This window comes from Telluribacter humicola (assembly GCF_017355935.1).
Classification (GTDB): domain Bacteria; phylum Bacteroidota; class Bacteroidia; order Cytophagales; family Spirosomataceae; genus Telluribacter; species Telluribacter humicola.
Map to the genome: position 1 here is coordinate 21,089 of NZ_JAFIQT010000003.1, position 16,627 is coordinate 37,715.

Here is a 16,627-nt window from a genome sequence, read left to right on the forward strand (position 1 = left end):
ATGATCTAATAGTAAATCTGAATATGAAAATCGGTTTCGTAGTTTCATTCTTTGACTTCAGAAATGATGTAAGGCGTGTTATCACCGAGGTAGCCCGACAACACCAGGTGGTAGTGTTTGGCAAACCCCAACAGGCTGAGGCTATACTACGTCACCTGCCGGAAGGTGTAGAGTTCAGATTCATTGAAGAACAAAAACCTACTGTCTGGAACTCGCTGTGGGAGCGCCTATACCTTCTATTAAAAGCCATTCCGCGTAGCCGTAATAACTATTTCTTGATGGAGCTGTTCAAGGCTTCAATCACTACTAATCCCACCCAACGAAAAAAAGCCTACCAGATCCTTAGCTGGAGTCGCCGGTTACCCAAAGTAGTCTCATACGATACGTACCTCGACCACCTGCAGATCAAGCAACAGACGAAGATTGATGACATTGACAAGTTTGTCTTTTTTACAGCCATTGGTGACGACTACCTGCTGGCCCGCCTCATCAGGGAACAACACCCCAACCTGAGAGTGTACGTCTACAGTTGGGACCATCCTTGCAAACACACTTGCTTCTCCCGACGCGTCAACTACTTTATCTGGACCGAGCCGCTCCGGCAGGACGTCATTGAACTACAAAACATACCAGCCTCCAAAGTACAGGTCATAGGAGCCAGCCAGTTTGGGTATATCGAAGAATTTAACCGCGAATACCGCCACCGCCTCCCCCGCTCCTACCCTTTTCGCTACATCTATATAGGGTGTGCTATTGGTCCGGCCGATCTGGTACCCGATGAGGTAAATGTAATTGAGCAGGTAGCCCACTTTATGGCCCAAACCCACCCAGACCTGAAACTGGTGGTAAGGCCTTACCCACTGGTAGCTAACTGGAGCCTGTATAGCCCGATCCGGTCATTACCTAATGTTGTTATTGACGACGGCTTCCAAAGCCTTGATTTGTCGGTAACGGAAGCTCATCTTATGGAGAAATTCGAAAAGATCCATAATGCCGAAGCCTTTTTCCACTTAGGTACCACTATGGGATTAGAAGCCTGCTTTACGGACACCCCATCCTTTATTCTGGACTTTGGATACACATCCAGGCAGGGACTTAGTCTCTATAACTTTATTCATCAGTACCAGAACGACCGGCACCTGATAGATCTGGCTCCACAAAATGCAATTACTTCGCTGGATGAACTACGGAAAGTACTGGATAATTTGGATAACCCTACGTATCAGGTACTAAACCAACGGGTACAGCAGCAATACACTCTGAAGTCGTTTGCTGCCTTTGCCGACGATCTGACTGAAGGTAGCAAAGAGAAGATGACCAACCCCATATAAAGTAGATTAATTCAGCATGGAATACTACGAGGCAAAAAAGGCGTATCAGAAAGTACGGAACATTTCTGGCTGGTTTTCCGAAGAAGCTGCTTTAGTACTCGCCCTGACCGATACCGTTCAGAAGCAGCACCAGTTCAGCGGAGATATATTTGAGATTGGAGTACACCATGGAAAAAGCGCACTCTATCTGCACCATCTACTTTCAGGACAGGAAAACCTCAAGGTCTGTGATCTTTTTGGTAATCAATCCGGAAATGTTTCCGATTCCGGATCAGGTGACAAACAGATATTTCTCAGTAATTGTAGCCGAGTAATCGGCAATGTAGCTATACCTGTTTTTGAGAAGCTGTCCGGCGAGCTTTCCGTTTCAGAAATAGGGCGTACCTATCGTATGTTTCATATTGATGGTGGTCACTCCTGTGAAGAGGCTCTGGCTGATCTGTACCTCGCTAAACAAGCTACCAAAGAGTACGGTATTATTATACTGGATGACCCATTCCGCCACGAATGGCCGGGAGTGACTGAGGCGGCTATTGAGTTTTTGAAGGAATCGCCTGATTATTCAGCTCTCCTGGTTGGATTTAATAAGCTACTAATCGTTCACAATAGCTTCTGGAAAGTATACACACAGGCGTTTGATAACCTGGCATTACGGTCGCAGTATGGTCTAGAAGATAGGTTGTCTTTTAAAACAATGCGTTTTGTGGGGCATGAACTCCGCTGTATCTACAGGCCTACTTACCTCCAAAATCCAACTCTTAAAGTAAGAATGTACCAGTGGCTAAAACGACTTGGTCTAAGATAAAAGTTATAAAATGCCTATGAGGTCAGCTTGGATTGCTCTGCATGCCTTCGGAAACTATCTATTTAGGGAGTGGATCATGTATATTCCATTTTACACTATTCGAAAGTTCTTTCTGAAGAATACCTTAAACCACCTGGGCAGGCAGTGCTTTATAGCGATGGGAGTAGAAATCAGACATGGAAAGAATATCCTGATTAACGATGGCTCTATTATTAACAAAAAGGTGCTACTGGATGGCCGGGGGGGTAAAGTTGTGATAGGTAGCCATGTTGATATAGCTCAGGAAGTAAATATCTGGACTCTGTCGCACGATCCACAGGATGATTACTATGGTGATAAGGGGGGCGGAGTTACCATTGAAGACTTTGTATGGATAGCATCAAGAGCTACCATACTACCCAATGTTACCCTGGGGAGAGGGTGCGTAGTGGCTAGTGGAAGTGTAGTAACTAAGGATGTCCCGCCCATGACTATTGTGGCTGGTGTACCTGCCCAGCAGATTGGGCTGCGAAAGAGCCAGCTTAAGTACCGATTTAACCACCAGCCATGGTTCAGATAAGTAAGAAGACAACCATCGCCTGCCTGCCGGTAGCCGGTCGTAAAAACCCCTACCAGTGGCTGATGATGCAGGGACTGAACCAGAACCACGCGCTGAAAGCTTTCAACGGTATAGATGATCGTTTTTTGGGCATCATAAGAACAGTAGTACGTGATCGGCCCGATTATCTGCACTTTGATTGGATCATATCCTACTACTATCGGCGGTGGCGGTGGCTAACGGCCTTAAGCGTCCCCCTGTTCTTCATTCAGATCATTATAGCCCGGCACCTGTTCCGTACCCGCATTGTATGGACCCTGCACAACGTACTCCCTCATGATATGAAGCAGGTCGGCCTTCACAGTTGGTGCCAGCGATTCATGGCCAGGCAGTGTGACTGGATACGGGTATTCTCGTTGGACACGGTAGCGCGTGCCGCCCAGGAACTGCAAGTACCCCCAGACAAACTACGGGTAGTGCCGGAGGGAGATTATACCTCCTGTTATCCCAATACTACGGATCGGCTACAAGCCCGGCAGTACCTTAAGCTATCAGCTTCATCAAACATATTACTGTACTTAGGCCTTATCAAGCCCTACAAAGGCGTTTTAGAACTAATCCACCATTTCAAGCAACTCCAACTGGCAGATACCTATCTGATTATAGCCGGTAAGGTCATGGATAAGGCTTATGGCGAAGCGATTCGTTGCACATTAGATGAGTCGGTTGTGCTGGAAGATCAGTTTATACCGGAAGATGTCCTGCAGTACTACTACCACGCAGCCGACGCCGTAGTACTTCCATTCAAAAACATTGAGAACTCCGGGTCAGTTATTATGGCAATGGGATTTGCCAAACCAATTATAGCTCCTGCCATAGGAGTAGTCAAAGACAGGCTTAGCCAGCAGAGTGAGTTACTATTCAGATCAGAAGAGGAACTACCAGAAAAGATATATCAGGTACTACAATGGCCCGATGAAAAGAGAAATGCCATAGGTACCAGGAATTACGAAGCGCTCCGAAATTGCCGCTGGGAAGACCTAAGCCTCCTTTTCGTATGAAGATATTGTTTTGTACAAATACATTCGAGAATGTGCAAAATGGCCCCTCCAAGTTCGCCAATCACTTACTGGAAATTAATCAACAATTTGAAGGAGTAGAGATACGTATACTAACTGAGGACATCAGTACCAGCCGATTGGCTGCCTATGGGGGGCAGGTTATCAAGGTAGAATTTAATATAACTCCATTGACTAAGCCGTGGGGATTTCTGTACCGGATGCTCCCTTACTACCGGGCCTGCGCTAATTTACGGGCTGAATATTCGTATGATATCGTCATTTTTAACAATGCAATCACGGGTATCTGGGCAGCTCGTAATCTACATGTACCCGTCATTGGCATGATCAACGACTATACCAGCCTGACCAATTCCTGGAGTAGCTTTGACGCCAGCTGGCAGTGGTACAGGCGTTGTATCTTTAAGTGGAGTGAGCGCCTGGCCTGCTCTGTGGAGGATGGCATCATCGTCAATTCAGAGTACCTGTTCAATAAAGTTAAAGTTGCCTATAAAGTCCCTACCGCTAAGCTTAGCATTGTTTACAAAGGCTTGAAATTAGCTCCCCTGCCCATCAGGCAGGATACCCTTGGTCAGAGCTCTATCAAGGTGCTATTTGTAAAGTCAGATTATAAATTAGGGGGGTTGTATGATGTAATCAATGCACTGAGCAGGGTGGCAGAGTATAGGTTTGAGCTATATGTTGTAGGTCCTGCCCTGCGTTTCAAAGAAGATATAGTAAAGGCGAATAACTCGGCTCATGTACAGATCCGTTTTGTAGGCCCGGCCTCACAGCAGGAAGTCTATGGCTATATGCAGAATTGTGACCTTTTTGTGGTACCTTCCTACAAGGAAGCCCTGGGAGTAGCTAACCTGGAGGCGCTTATGAACGGTATTCCAGTCATTACAAGTCAGGTTGGAGGTATACCCGAGACCATGAACCATGGGGAGAATGGCTGGATGGTTCCTCCGGGACATGTTGAGGACTTAACTACTACCATACGCCATGTAATTTCTAATCCGGCGGAGCGACAGGAGAAGCAGCGGAAAGGTTATGATTATGTGAGTCGAAAATTTGCATTCGAAAAGGTACTTGAGCGATTTGTTGAGGTGCTACAACAGTATCATGAAGATTATTTTCGTATCAAATAATTGGGCTGATGCCCATCAGCAAGTACGTATGCAGGCACTCCTCGAGCTATGCCCCTCTCTGGTATGCCTTACCTTTACCCGCACGTACTATCCCGCTACCTCTACCATTGAGCCTCTCTGGAAGGGCCAGATGGAGCACGCTTCTTATCTGAAGAGATGGAGGACATATATTCAATTCTTTAAACAACTACTTAATACAACCAGGGATGGTGATATTCTGTATATCTATGGATTTGATCTGGCGGCTATCGCCTTACTCTTCCGCACACTCTCCCGACGCTCGGTATACCTGGTACACGAGGTACCTGATATCCGGGAAATGTTCTTCCGGAAAGGGGTACTGGGGAAGCTGCTGCGGCGTATAGAGAAAGCAGTAATTCCTCAAATGGAACTACTGATCGTTACGTCTCCTGAGTACGTAACGGAGTACTACCAAAAGCTTCGAAGGCTCTCTATTCGCAAATACCTGGTAATTGAAAATAAAATTCACGCCGGGTTACATCAACTGCCAGGTACTTCCAGACAAATGACCAGCAGCCCCCGGATACGGATAGGCTACTTTGGACTGCTGCGCTGTAAGGCCTCTCTTGATTGCCTCATGCTACTAGCCCAAACCAATCGTTTTGACATAGACTTACGAGGTATCTTTATGCCTGATACCCGACACTATGAAAGCAAGATAAAGGATACGCCCAACATGCAGTACCTGGGCCCCTACAATGCTTCCAGGGAGTTACAGGCACTATATGATTCTGTGGATATTGTATGGGCTGCCTATCCTTATTCTCCTCTGAGCACAACCGGTAACCACCTCTGGGCCCGTACCAACCGGTTTTATGAGAGCCTTTATTTCCGGAAACCAATAGTCGTACAGAAAAATACCAGTGACGCAGGCCGAGCCAGAATGTTAGGTAATATAGCCCTGGAGGTAGACCTTGAAGCCCCCCATCGGGCTGCCCGGTTCATTGAAGAGCAACTAACATCCGATCACCTGAAAGAGCTCCAAGTAGCACTTGCAGCTATACCTGATCGTGAATATACTATTAAGGATGAATATCAAACACTAGCGCATTGCTTACAGCTAAAGAAATAGTAACCCGAAGGATAAGCAGACACATTATGCTGCCCATCATCCTTTTCTTCCTATTGACCATAGGAAACTATTCCTTTTTCCGGTATTCGATCTTTGGGAATGGTAGTGCTCCCGCTATGCTACAACTGATTTCCCAGCTACGATTCCTGCTACCTGTATGGATCATACTATATGCCTTCCGGTTTAGCTATAGCCTTTCTACCAGGATTATCAAAGACAACATTGATGTGCTGCTGCTAGGACTAAGCTGGCTCCTCTCATCACTGATCAGTATGGATAGTAACAGCTATCTACTTTATGGTACCTGGTCGCTGTTCTGCTTTCTGGCGGTATTACTATTTATAAGTTATACTGCGATAATTTCGCGTAAGACAGAATTCTTTTACAACAACATTCAACGTACCATCTGGATAGGGAACAGCATCGTCCTTGTACTTGGAGTAAGTAGTCTCTTTATAATCAAGCCCGGTGCCGGCCCGTACAACATCATCTTCTCGTCGAATACATTCTGGGCTTATCCTACTATGGCCTTTGGCATTCTTTCAGCAATTCAGATGAGGCTTCATAGGGAGAAAAAACGGAAGCTACTCTACCTGTTTATATACTGTGTAGCTTTATATCTGGTATATCTGTCGGCTCGCCGAACCCCTCTGTTCATTCTGCTGATTTCCCCTTTCCTGCTTTACATCCCCCTGCGGCTGCCCTACATACTACTCTTTTCATTTCTACTTACAACTACGGCCGCACTTATGAGTGCAGTTGATCTTAGAACTTTTACTAACCTTCTGCCCGAGTCCTACGCCAAGTACAGGATAGAGCGTATGCTGGGACTGATAAAAGGGAGAGAGGAAACATCCTATAACGACCGGCAGAAAATATGGGATATATACCTGGACTCGTTTTATGAAAACCCTGTAATGGGCGCCGGACTAGCTGCTAACGAACGTATTACTGAGCAGTACAACCAGGATCTGGATGGATACTCAGCTCACAATACTTTTATAGGGTTAGTCGCTGAGACCGGCCTGCTGGGGACGCTTTTATTTATAACTTTCCTGTTAAGGAGCTTAGGAAAGCTAGTTCAACTGAGAAATCCTCTTTTTCTGCAGGTATACATTGTGCTGTTCCTGCCAACCCTGCTAATCAACTGGGTAGAGTACAATCTAATACCAGGTCAAATCTTCTTTCTGTACAGTGTAGTAATCTGGATGCTACCGCGGGGCTTACCCTACTTAAGCAGCAATCGCGCTGCGAGCCTGATCTAAAAAAACAGAGGCATGGAAAAAATCCATGCCCTGTTCCACACTATACACACACTATATTTCCACTATCTTTATAACCAATGTTCGGCCCTTCTTATTGTGTAACGCTCTCAACAATTGTCTAAAGGTTACAAATACATCTTCACTTTTACCTCTAACTCCCACTGTCCTGACTCCTCAGCACACACATTGGATCACACTACTTGTAATGTTGTAAAAGAAAGAAACAAAGGCTGTACCAAAAATCTTCCTTTGTGACTATTTGACAAATTTAAAACAAAAATAGTTCTCCTGATTAAGAACATTAATTGAATTATACCAATATCGGAACAAAAGCACTCTAGGAACGACGGGTCTACTATTTTAGTATTATCAGCCATACACTTTTGTGCATCTCCCCCTCTACATCAACAAATATATTCTATTTTTCTCAAAATAATTGCAGGCCTGTCAACTCCTGTAATTTCTACACAAACGGGATTACTTTTTACCCCATTCGCAGGGAATAGCTTCTTACAGCTAACGCTACAATTAGGCTCCTGACTATGACGCTCTTAGAAGTAGGGGCGGGTATCAACACTATTATTTTTATTACAGTTGTAACGGGTAAGTTGCCGCAGAGTAGGCCAGCAAAAAAAGCATGAATCATGATCTGGTAATTACAATGTTGCTTTGGGTTGCACTTCTTGTTTGCTACTATGTGGAAGACTGACTTGACGGAAGATTGCCTCCCTTGTTCGGACACAGGTTTAGCGGCTGTGATATGATTCTGCCGGGAGGTGGATTATTTCTAGTGAACAGCACTACCCACGAAACTCATATAAAGATAAAGACAAAAAAGAGCATCCGTCCTCCGCAGAGGGTGGCTCCACCAGGAGTGGCATGTTCTTTGATAGGGGCTGCCCCAGCTTTCTTTTCTGACTACTATTTTCTCCTTCAACCAGGTACTAACAGCGGTAGAGTTGGTCCCAAAAGCAAACATCATGGATATCGTGGTATCAGCTTATCTCCTGATTATGAACGTGTTCAGGAGCTACAGTGGCCACTTAGCTTATAGAAATCCATCTATCCGGATCATAGCGCTGGCTTTAATGCTCATGATTGGCACGCTGATGATGGCTGAGGCCATCTACTGCTATGCCAAAGTGCTACCCTTACATCACGATGGCCTTCTCGTACCGTGGGGAGCTCTTCAACATGCGGTAGACAACGAATAAAGCTCCTGCTTACCTTTACGGCAAAGCCGAATGAATATTAACAGAACATTATAGAGCAAGCTACCTCAGACGAGGCGGCTTTTTCTTTACTTTTGTTTCTCAGACGAACGAAGCACAGCTGATGCGTATAAATCCGGAAACCATTGAACGTATAAAACAGGCCGCTGATATTGTGGAGGTGGTGGGGGATTATGTATCACTCAAAAAGCGAGGATCCAACTACCAGGCCTGTTGTCCGTTTCACAACGAAAAAACGCCTTCATTTAACGTCAATCCGGCGCGCCAGATATTTAAATGCTTTGGCTGCGGAGCGGCGGGCGATCCCATCAAGTTTGTGATGGATATTGACGGAGTCGGATACGGAGAGGCGCTGCGCTACCTGGCCAACAAGTATCAGATAGAGATACAGGAAGAGGAGATCACCGATGAGCAGGCCATGCGTCAGAACGAGCGCGAGAGTCTGTACATCGTATTGAACTTTGCCAAGAACTTCTACCAGGAGCACCTCCACCAGACCGACGAAGGCCGGGCCATTGGCTTGAGCTATTTCCGGGAGCGGGGTTTTAATGATCCTACCCTTAAGAAATTTGAACTGGGATACAGTCCGGATATATGGGATGCCTTTACCCAGGCGGCACTTGCCAAAGGATACCAGGCTGAGATACTCGAAAAAGCAGGCTTACTCATCCATAAAGAAGGAAGTACTACCGCCGGGTATGATCGCTTCCGGGGACGGGTTATCTTCCCTATTCATAACGTAGCGGGCAAGGTCATTGCTTTTGGAGCCCGTATCCTGAAGGCGGATAAGAAACAGCCTAAGTACATCAACTCACCCGAAACGGCAGTATACCATAAGAGCGATGTACTATATGGCATTTACCAGGCCAAAAACGCCATCCGCCAGCATGATGTATGTTACCTGGTGGAAGGCTATACCGATGTCATATCGCTGCACCAGGCAGGGATCGAAAACGTAGTAGCCTCGTCGGGTACTTCACTGACCATCGAGCAGATCCGTCTGATCGGGCGGTTTACCCCTAACGTTACCATCCTATACGATGGGGATCAGGCCGGTATCAAGGCTGCTCTACGCGGACTGGACATGGTGCTGGAAGAAGGCCTGAATGTAAGCATCGTCACATTCCCCGACAACGACGACCCCGATAGCTATGTACAGCGCGTAGGAGCCGAAGCCTTCAAGGAGTACCTGCGTACCTCCGCCCGCGACTTTATCAGCTTCAAAACCGACACCTTACTCAGGGAAGCAGGTAACGATCCGTTTAAACGGGCTGAGGTGATCAGTGACGTAGTCAATAGCATCACGAAGATACCCGATGCCATCAAACGGCAGGTGTTCTTCCGGCGTACGGCCGAGATGATGAAGGTAGATGAGCAGATGCTGATCTCGGAGGGAAATAAACTACTCCGCAAGCAGTACGAAAAACCTCAGAAGGAGCCCCGACGCGATGCAGCCAGACCAGGTACATCTGCAAGAGGTACGTCCGGTCCCTCCTCATTGGGGCTCCCGACCGGAGTAGTTCCGCCCGAGATTCCGGATGATCTGTTTTTTGATGACAGCATGATGGCTCCTCCGGGAAGCGCGCCCACGACAGGAGCCCCTGCCGATGACACCCCCCGCCGAAGCAAACTGTACTACCAGGAAGAAGCCTTTGTGCGCCTGCTGGTACTGTTTGGAAGCTATGAGCTGGAGCCGGATATTACAGTATGCGCCTACGTACTTAGTGAGATACCGGGTATTGATTTTACTGATCCAGTGTTTAATCATATTCTGACTCTGTTCAGAGAGAATTACAGCCGGAGCGTCCAGCTTTCAACAGACTACTTCCTGCATCATCGCGAACCGGAAGTACGGGACCTGGCTATCGGTTGGGCAACTTACAAGCACGAATTGAGTGACCTGTGGACCAGCAAATACGAGATTTACGTTCCTAGCGAGCAGGACATGCTGGATAAGAGCAGCTTCAAGAACATCCTTCGCTTAAAGAAAGCCTTCATTGAGGAGAAGATGAACCAGTGTCTGGAAAGGTTGAAAACGATCGCAGACCCCGAAGAAGAAGCCCAGTGCCTGAAAGAGTTTATGGAATTTAAAAAAATAAGTATGGCGGCTGCCCGTGAGTTGGGCAGTGTCGTCGGCTAAATAAGAGTACCCAATTCTATTTTTTTCACTATACCAATTTATGAAAACAAATTTATTGAAAATTGCCAGCCTTAGTCTTCTGTTAAGTACAGCGGCTCTCACCACCCAGGCTCAGATTCAGGTTCCACAGGCTAGCCCCGCGGCTACTGTTTCGCAGACGATTGGTCTGGCTAAGGCGACTCTTGAGTACAGCCGTCCCGCGCTGAAAGGTCGTAAGATGTTCGGTGCCCAAGTACCCTATGGCAAAGTATGGCGGACCGGTGCCAACAAGATTACAAACCTGGTGCTATCTGAAGAAATGCTGGTAAACGGGCAGAAGGTAGCCGCTGGCGCATATGGCTTATTCACCATACCTAATCCCAATGAGTGGACGATTATCCTGAGCAAAGATGCTAATGTATGGGGCGCCTATACCTATAATCCTGCCAATGATGTCTTGAAATTTACTGTAAAGCCTCAGAAACTGGCCAAGGCTGAAGAGTACTTCACCATTGAGTTTACAGATTTCAACGCCAGTGAGGCCAATGTGGCTATTCGTTGGGAGAATACGCAGGTAAAGTTCAGCCTCAAGAATGACGCCGATGCCAAAATCATGGCCGAAATTAAAGAGAAAACTTCCGCTACTGACGTAAGCCCTGCTACCTACTCCGCCGCCGCTAACTACTACTACGATACCAACCGCGACCTAAAGCAGGCTCTTGCGTGGGCTAGCAAAGTAGTGGAGAAAGATCAAAAGTACTGGACGTACTACCTGCGTGGTAAAATAGCCGCTCAACTGGGACAGTGCGACGTAGCCGTATCCGATGCACAGAAGGGGCTACAACTGGCCAAAGAAGCGAATGATGATGCTTATATTATGAATCATCAGAAGCTGCTGAAGCAGTGCAACAGCAAGTAAGAAAATAGCAACTGGATTCATAAAAGAGCCCGATGGTATACCATCGGGCTCTTTTTATATACTATATAGCTACTAGCTAATTATGAATTCTTGTTGAATTTATCGGTAGTTCCGGTAGTCGACATCCCACCTGGAGTAGTTGATGAACTACCTGGTGTTGTAGACCCAGTACGAGAAGCCGTAGAACTGCTACCCAGGTTTGAACCTGTGCCAGAAGTACCTGCACCCATACCAGTTCCGGTAGTAGTATCAGTCATTTTTCTGCTGGTTCCAACACTTTTATCATTACCCATTACATTATCACCACTACGGCCGGCAGTTGTGCCGTTATTCATAGAGTTGAACTGTGTTTTTACTTTATCAGTAAGGCCATTCACTTTCTCTGAAAGACCACTGAAAGCATCTTTGCCTTTTGAGTAATTTTCATCAAATGTTTTCTTAGCAGTTGACGACAGGTCATTTGCTTTATCTTTAATCATTCTGCGGGTTTCGGTTCCTTTTTTTGGAGCCAGCAAAACACCAACAGCTAAACCGGCTAACGTCGCTCCCAACGTACCCATTACAAATCGCTGATTACTTGTCATAATATTAGTTAGATTAGTTTATTTAGTTATTAAAAATTTTGGTCTTATTTGAGACTATACGTATTTCTACAAAAAAATCAGACCAAACCTATTAGGCCTTATTTATGAGAGCAACAGTCTCTTTTCTGGTACTCGTCCTGTGTTTCCTACTCGCCCCACATTTACAAGCCCAGTGGCATATACTAGATGTAAAAACCAATGCCAGCTTCAGGTCCGTACACGCCTCCAGCCCGCTAACCTGTTGGATAGGAGGCACTAACGGTACCATATTGCGTACTACTAATGGTGGTGAATCGTGGGAGGTACTGCGGGTACCGGAGGCCGATTCGCTGGATTTTCGGGACGTGCACGCGTTCGACCAGAACACCGCAGTTATCATGAGTGCTGGTGAATCTGAGAAGGGAAAAGCCCGGATCTATCGGACCGAGGACGGTGGCCAATCCTGGCAGTTAGTGTATCAAACTACCCAAAAAGGGATTTTTTTGGACGGGCTGGATTTCTGGAACAGCCGCAGAGGCATCTGCTTTGGCGATCCGGTGGACGGACGCTTCTTCATCCTGACGACGCAGGACGGCGGGCGCAGCTGGCAGGAGTTACCAATGGCCAATCGACCCGAGGCACTTTCCGGAGAAGCGGCTTTCGCCGCCAGCGGTACATCGCTGATCACAACGGGCAAAAGTGCTGCTTATATAGGGACGGGCGGTAGCCAGGCAGCCCGTATACTCCGCTCTACTGACTACGGTACTACCTGGCAGAGCATCACAACCCGTCTTCAGGCCGGACCTAGTAGCGGTATATTTGGTATGCGCTTCTGGACTAAGAAAAAAGGAATAGCTGTAGGTGGCGACTACCGAACATTCACCGAAGATACACCCAACGTACTGCTCACGAAAGATGGCGGCAAGAGCTGGCAACTGACACCAGGTACCTTACCGCCCGGCCTCAAAGAGGCTGTGGGGCTGTACTACCCGCCCCCATTCGGAAAGAAGAACTTGTTGCTAATGGCAGTAGGGGCCTCCGGTAGCGGGTACTCAGCCGACCAGGGCCGCACCTGGATTGCTCTGGACCAGCATCCGTTTCATGCGGTCAGCTTTTCCGGAAGCGTGGGCTACGCCGTGGGTGGAAAAGGACTGGTGGCGAAGTGGGGAGAGTAGGTAAATGAATAATTAAAAATGAAGAATGTAGAATTGAAAGCGGCGTGAGCTACTAACGTAGAGACGCAACATCTTGCGTCTCTACGAATTGCCTAAAGCCTATTGCCTACAGCCGCGCGGCGGACCGCATAAAGCTCTATATCCGCTCGATCAGCTCCTTTACCTTCCGGACGGGGCGACCTGTGAGGTGATCGGCGATAGCGGCAGCGTGATCGCGACCGTTTTCGATGAAAACTTTCTCGGTAAATACCCCCGCCATGACTGTACCGCATAAATAGAGCCCTTCAACAGTAGTTTCAAAAGTTTCACGATCGTAGACCGGTACTTTACTCACCGGGTCCAGCTCTACGCCACAGCGACTGAGCAGGTGCTCGTCCGGGATGTACCCTACCAGCAGGAATACAAAATCCGCCGGCAGCCACTCCTCTTCGTTGGTTTCACTATTATATATAAATACCCGCCCCGGCTCAATGGCCCTGGTTACGCTATTGAAGCGGGTATAGATCTTCCCTTCTTTTACACGATTCTTGACATCAGGGACCAGCCAGTATTTCACCGTTTTGCGAAAGTCTTCCCCTTTATGTACAATAGTCACGTGGGCGTCGTGCCGGTACAACTCCATGGCCGCCTCAACGGCTGAGTTGGAGCCACCCACTATCACTACATTGGTATAAGAGTATTTAAAAGGCTCGTCGTAGTAGTTGGTTACGTGCGGCAGGTCTTCGCCTGGAATACCCAACTTGCGGGGTACATCAAAGTAGCCCGTAGCCAGCACCACCTTCTTACTGTAGAATATTTCGCCCGTTGTCGTTTCGGTCAGGAAGGTACCATCGGCCTGCTTTTCGGTTTTAGCTACTTCTGTAAATAGCTTGAAGTTAAGGTCGTAGTAGCCCGCTACCTTACGATAGTACTGCAGGGCTTCGTTCCGATTCGCCTTGACGCTCGAGATAGCGAAGGGTATACCACCGATCTCAATATTCTCGGCTGTCGAGAAGAAGCGCATATTGCGGGGGTAGTTCCGGATAGACTCGGTAAGGTTACCTTTTTCGAGAATCAGGTGGTCCAGTCCGCTTTTGGCGGCTTCGATACCCATCGCCAGACCGCAGGGACCGCCCCCTATGATAATAACATCGTACAAATGCATGTGATACTGTATGGTTGACATTCTTGTGCCTCTTTTTGCCTACCTTTCCAACGTCCCGCGTAATGGATTGGTTTCTGAACTTTGTAAATGCTCCTACTGTTAGAGAACCGTCGTATACGTGCTTCTATCTGTGTCAGACCTGCTTTTACATACCGACCCTCAATTTATCCGGAATCTCAACGACTTCGGACGCAGACGGAGCCCCTTTGTATTCCTTATAGACTTTCTGGGGCAGCAGCCACGCTTCTGGCCACTCGCTGAGGCCGATCCCTCGGAGGTAGCTTTCAGTCTGAATGGATTCACCAACACCAGCCACCAGGAGGTAGCCGTACCTGACTTCTATTTTCACAAATATCCTATCTCTCTCGCAGAGTACCAATCCCGCTTTGACCACGTAGTCAGGAATATTAAGGCCGGCAACTCGTTTCTGGTCAATCTGTCGGCACCTACCCCGATTCAGACTAGCCTCAGCCTCCGGGATATCTATGAGTACAGCCGGGCGCCGTATCGCTTCTGGCTGCGGGACCAGTTCGTGTGCTTTTCGCCCGAGATATTTATCCGGGTGCAGGGAAAACAGATTTCGTCGTTTCCGATGAAGGGTACCATCGACGCCTCACTCCCCGATGCCGCGCAGTCTATACTTAATGATCCCAAGGAAGCCGCCGAGCACGCCACCATTGTAGACCTGATCCGGAATGACCTGAGTATAGTCGCCCGGCGGGTGTGGGTGGAGCGCTACCGTTACCTCGACCAGATTCAGACGCACGGCAAAACGCTGCTGCAAGTTAGCTCGGAAATAGCGGGGCTACTCCCCGATGAGTTTGATGGCTCATTTGGCGACCTGCTGGTAAAGCTGCTGCCGGCCGGCTCCATCAGCGGTGCACCCAAGCCCAGTACGGTGCAGATCATCCGCGAGGCAGAAGGCTACGACCGGGGGTACTACACGGGTATCATGGGCTACTTTGACGGCTCCACCTTTGAGAGCGCCGTTATGATCCGGTACATCGAGAATCAGAACGGACAACTCCTCTTTAAAAGCGGCGGCGGTATCACAGCTCGCAGCCAGGCTCACGCCGAATACCAGGAACTGATTGATAAAGTATACTTACCTTTTGCCCATGCCAGCTCCCCTTTGCTTCGAGACGATCTGCGTCAGGAACCGCAGACTACTTAACCTGTCCTACCACCAGGCCCGTCTCCACCGCACCCGCACTACCCTCTGGGGAAGCAGGGATGAATGGTATTTGGCTGATCTCTTATCTGTACCTGACTCTCTGAGCACAGGTACCTATAAGTGCCGCCTGACCTACGGCGAACAGGTGGAGAGTATAGAATGGGAGCCGTACACCCCGCGCCCGATCCGGAGCCTCCAGGTGGTCCATGACGTCTCTATTGACTATGGCCATAAGTACCGCGACCGCCAGCAGCTCAATGCCCTGGCCGAACAACGGGGTACCTGCGATGATGTACTCATAGTACAACAGGGGCTGGTTACGGATACGTCCTATTGCAACGTGGCCTTTTATGATGGTGAGCAGTGGCTCACTCCTTCTACCCCTCTGCTACCGGGTACCCAGCGGGCCTTTCTGCTAGATCAGGGCATCATAGAGGAAGCTCCCATTAGGGTTGAGGAATTGGATCGTTATTCTGAGGTAAAGCTCTTCAACGCTATGCTCTCCTGGGAGGAGGGACCGGTGCTATCAACTAGTCAGATAATGAGGTAGTTGCAGCATAAAAATACTGTATTTACAGTATTGACAAAGGGTTTAAATCATATCACCTTTACCCCGCTTTCTAGTTACATCTAAACCCTTTACCACCATGCAAACCCAAACTACCCAATCCATTACTGGACAGATTCGCCGGTGCAACGATGCCTTTGAAGCGGCTTTCACTCAGCAGGACAGCACCAGTCTGGCCGCCCTCTACACCCCTGATGCCTCACTACTTCCTCCCGGTGCCGGAGAGCAGAAAGGCCCACAGGCCATCCGGGACTTCTGGATGGGAGCGATGCAAATGGGTATCGCTAAGGCCAGACTCACTACCATTGAGGCCGAAGAACTCGGTGACACCGCAACCGAAATCGGGAATTACGAACTCAGCAGCGCCACGGGCGACGCCATCGACCAGGGCAAGTACCTGGTGATCTGGAAGCGGCAAGGCGACCGCTGGCTGCTGCACCGCGACATCTGGAACAGCAACAAGTAAGCTACCCGTCCTGCCGCTATACGTAA

At 48.2% G+C, this 16,627-nt stretch carries 16 protein-coding genes; 14 read left to right on the forward strand and 2 right to left on the reverse strand.

From position 1 onward, the window contains the following. Positions 1-23 precede the first annotated feature (23 nt). The 10 genes from JUB14_RS15420 (at position 24) to JUB14_RS15465 (ending at position 11,511) form a co-directional block, all read left to right on the forward strand. Positions 24-1,331 (forward strand): glycosyltransferase family protein, encoded by a 1,308-nt coding sequence (locus tag JUB14_RS15420; protein ID WP_207507231.1) that lies wholly within the window; start codon positions 24-26, stop codon positions 1,329-1,331. Between the two features lie 16 nt (positions 1,332-1,347). Then, positions 1,348-2,136 (forward strand): class I SAM-dependent methyltransferase, encoded by a 789-nt coding sequence (locus tag JUB14_RS15425; protein WP_207507232.1) that lies wholly within the window; start codon positions 1,348-1,350, stop codon positions 2,134-2,136. A 16-nt stretch (positions 2,137-2,152) separates the two neighbouring features. Continuing rightward, on the forward strand, positions 2,153-2,695 hold the full coding sequence (locus tag JUB14_RS15430; RefSeq protein ID WP_229367906.1) for an acyltransferase: 543 nt from the start codon (positions 2,153-2,155) through the stop codon (positions 2,693-2,695). Beyond that, entirely contained in the window at positions 2,683-3,735 is a 1,053-nt protein-coding gene (locus JUB14_RS15435; protein WP_207507234.1) for a glycosyltransferase, read from the forward strand. The genes JUB14_RS15430 and JUB14_RS15435 overlap by 13 nt, the downstream gene beginning before the upstream one ends. Beyond that, positions 3,732-4,883, forward strand: a complete 1,152-nt coding sequence (locus JUB14_RS15440) for a glycosyltransferase family 4 protein (RefSeq protein ID WP_207507235.1) — start codon at positions 3,732-3,734, stop codon at positions 4,881-4,883. Before JUB14_RS15435 ends, JUB14_RS15440 begins: the two co-directional genes overlap by 4 nt. Further along, positions 4,858-5,976 (forward strand): glycosyltransferase family protein, encoded by a 1,119-nt coding sequence (locus JUB14_RS15445; RefSeq protein WP_207507236.1) that lies wholly within the window; start codon positions 4,858-4,860, stop codon positions 5,974-5,976. Before JUB14_RS15440 ends, JUB14_RS15445 begins: the two co-directional genes overlap by 26 nt. Before the next feature lie 26 nt (positions 5,977-6,002). Further along, entirely contained in the window at positions 6,003-7,241 is a 1,239-nt protein-coding gene (locus tag JUB14_RS15450) for an O-antigen ligase family protein (protein ID WP_207507237.1), read from the forward strand. Positions 7,242-8,221: 980 nt separating this feature from the next. After that, positions 8,222-8,455, forward strand: a complete 234-nt coding sequence (locus tag JUB14_RS15455; protein ID WP_207507238.1) for a hypothetical protein — start codon at positions 8,222-8,224, stop codon at positions 8,453-8,455. Positions 8,456-8,576: 121 nt separating this feature from the next. Continuing rightward, positions 8,577-10,613 (forward strand): DNA primase, encoded by a 2,037-nt coding sequence (gene dnaG, locus JUB14_RS15460; protein ID WP_207507239.1) that lies wholly within the window; start codon positions 8,577-8,579, stop codon positions 10,611-10,613. 40 nt (positions 10,614-10,653) lie between these two features. Beyond that, on the forward strand, positions 10,654-11,511 hold the full coding sequence (locus tag JUB14_RS15465) for a DUF2911 domain-containing protein (protein WP_207507240.1): 858 nt from the start codon (positions 10,654-10,656) through the stop codon (positions 11,509-11,511). Positions 11,512-11,591: 80 nt separating this feature from the next. Here the strand turns inward: JUB14_RS15465 and JUB14_RS15470 are convergent, their stop codons facing one another. Further along, positions 11,592-12,095, reverse strand: a complete 504-nt coding sequence (locus JUB14_RS15470; RefSeq protein WP_207507241.1) for a YtxH domain-containing protein — start codon at positions 12,093-12,095, stop codon at positions 11,592-11,594. A gap of 269 nt (positions 12,096-12,364) precedes the next feature. Between JUB14_RS15470 and JUB14_RS15475 the strand changes: the two genes are divergently transcribed. Next, positions 12,365-13,249: a WD40/YVTN/BNR-like repeat-containing protein gene (locus tag JUB14_RS15475; RefSeq protein WP_229367910.1), complete on the forward strand. Its 885-nt coding sequence runs from the start codon at positions 12,365-12,367 to the stop codon at positions 13,247-13,249. A gap of 136 nt (positions 13,250-13,385) precedes the next feature. Here the strand turns inward: JUB14_RS15475 and JUB14_RS15480 are convergent, their stop codons facing one another. Further along, a complete protein-coding gene (locus JUB14_RS15480) occupies positions 13,386-14,393 on the reverse strand; it encodes a YpdA family putative bacillithiol disulfide reductase (protein ID WP_207507243.1) in 1,008 nt (335 codons plus the stop codon). Between the two features lie 118 nt (positions 14,394-14,511). On the opposite strand from JUB14_RS15480, the gene JUB14_RS15485 reads away from it, so the two are divergent. From JUB14_RS15485 to JUB14_RS15495, 3 genes are all read left to right on the forward strand, one after another. Then, on the forward strand, positions 14,512-15,567 hold the full coding sequence (locus JUB14_RS15485) for an aminodeoxychorismate synthase component I (RefSeq protein WP_310586153.1): 1,056 nt from the start codon (positions 14,512-14,514) through the stop codon (positions 15,565-15,567). Further along, a complete protein-coding gene (locus JUB14_RS15490; protein ID WP_207507244.1) occupies positions 15,512-16,117 on the forward strand; it encodes an aminotransferase class IV family protein in 606 nt (201 codons plus the stop codon). The genes JUB14_RS15485 and JUB14_RS15490 overlap by 56 nt, the downstream gene beginning before the upstream one ends. Before the next feature lie 97 nt (positions 16,118-16,214). Next, complete coding sequence (locus JUB14_RS15495; protein ID WP_207507245.1) at positions 16,215-16,601, forward strand: YybH family protein; 387 nt, start codon at positions 16,215-16,217, stop codon at positions 16,599-16,601. Positions 16,602-16,627 lie beyond the last annotated feature (26 nt).

Bases quoted from the DNA above. Each gene is read 5' to 3' on its own strand.
- JUB14_RS15420 (WP_207507231.1), top strand. From the start codon at position 24: ATGAAAATCGGTTTCGTAGTTTCATTCTTTGACTTCAGAAATGATGTA.
- JUB14_RS15425 (WP_207507232.1), top strand. From the start codon at position 1,348: ATGGAATACTACGAGGCAAAAAAGGCGTATCAGAAAGTACGGAACATT.
- JUB14_RS15430 (WP_229367906.1), top strand. From the start codon at position 2,153: ATGAGGTCAGCTTGGATTGCTCTGCATGCCTTCGGAAACTATCTATTT.
- JUB14_RS15435 (WP_207507234.1), top strand. From the start codon at position 2,683: ATGGTTCAGATAAGTAAGAAGACAACCATCGCCTGCCTGCCGGTAGCC.
- JUB14_RS15440 (WP_207507235.1), top strand. From the start codon at position 3,732: ATGAAGATATTGTTTTGTACAAATACATTCGAGAATGTGCAAAATGGC.
- JUB14_RS15445 (WP_207507236.1), top strand. From the start codon at position 4,858: ATGAAGATTATTTTCGTATCAAATAATTGGGCTGATGCCCATCAGCAA.
- JUB14_RS15450 (WP_207507237.1), top strand. From the start codon at position 6,003: ATGCTGCCCATCATCCTTTTCTTCCTATTGACCATAGGAAACTATTCC.
- JUB14_RS15455 (WP_207507238.1), top strand. From the start codon at position 8,222: ATGGATATCGTGGTATCAGCTTATCTCCTGATTATGAACGTGTTCAGG.
- dnaG (WP_207507239.1), top strand. From the start codon at position 8,577: ATGCGTATAAATCCGGAAACCATTGAACGTATAAAACAGGCCGCTGAT.
- JUB14_RS15465 (WP_207507240.1), top strand. From the start codon at position 10,654: ATGAAAACAAATTTATTGAAAATTGCCAGCCTTAGTCTTCTGTTAAGT.
- JUB14_RS15470 (WP_207507241.1), bottom strand. From the start codon at position 12,095: ATGACAAGTAATCAGCGATTTGTAATGGGTACGTTGGGAGCGACGTTA.
- JUB14_RS15480 (WP_207507243.1), bottom strand. From the start codon at position 14,393: ATGCATTTGTACGATGTTATTATCATAGGGGGCGGTCCCTGCGGTCTG.
- JUB14_RS15490 (WP_207507244.1), top strand. From the start codon at position 15,512: ATGCCAGCTCCCCTTTGCTTCGAGACGATCTGCGTCAGGAACCGCAGA.
- JUB14_RS15495 (WP_207507245.1), top strand. From the start codon at position 16,215: ATGCAAACCCAAACTACCCAATCCATTACTGGACAGATTCGCCGGTGC.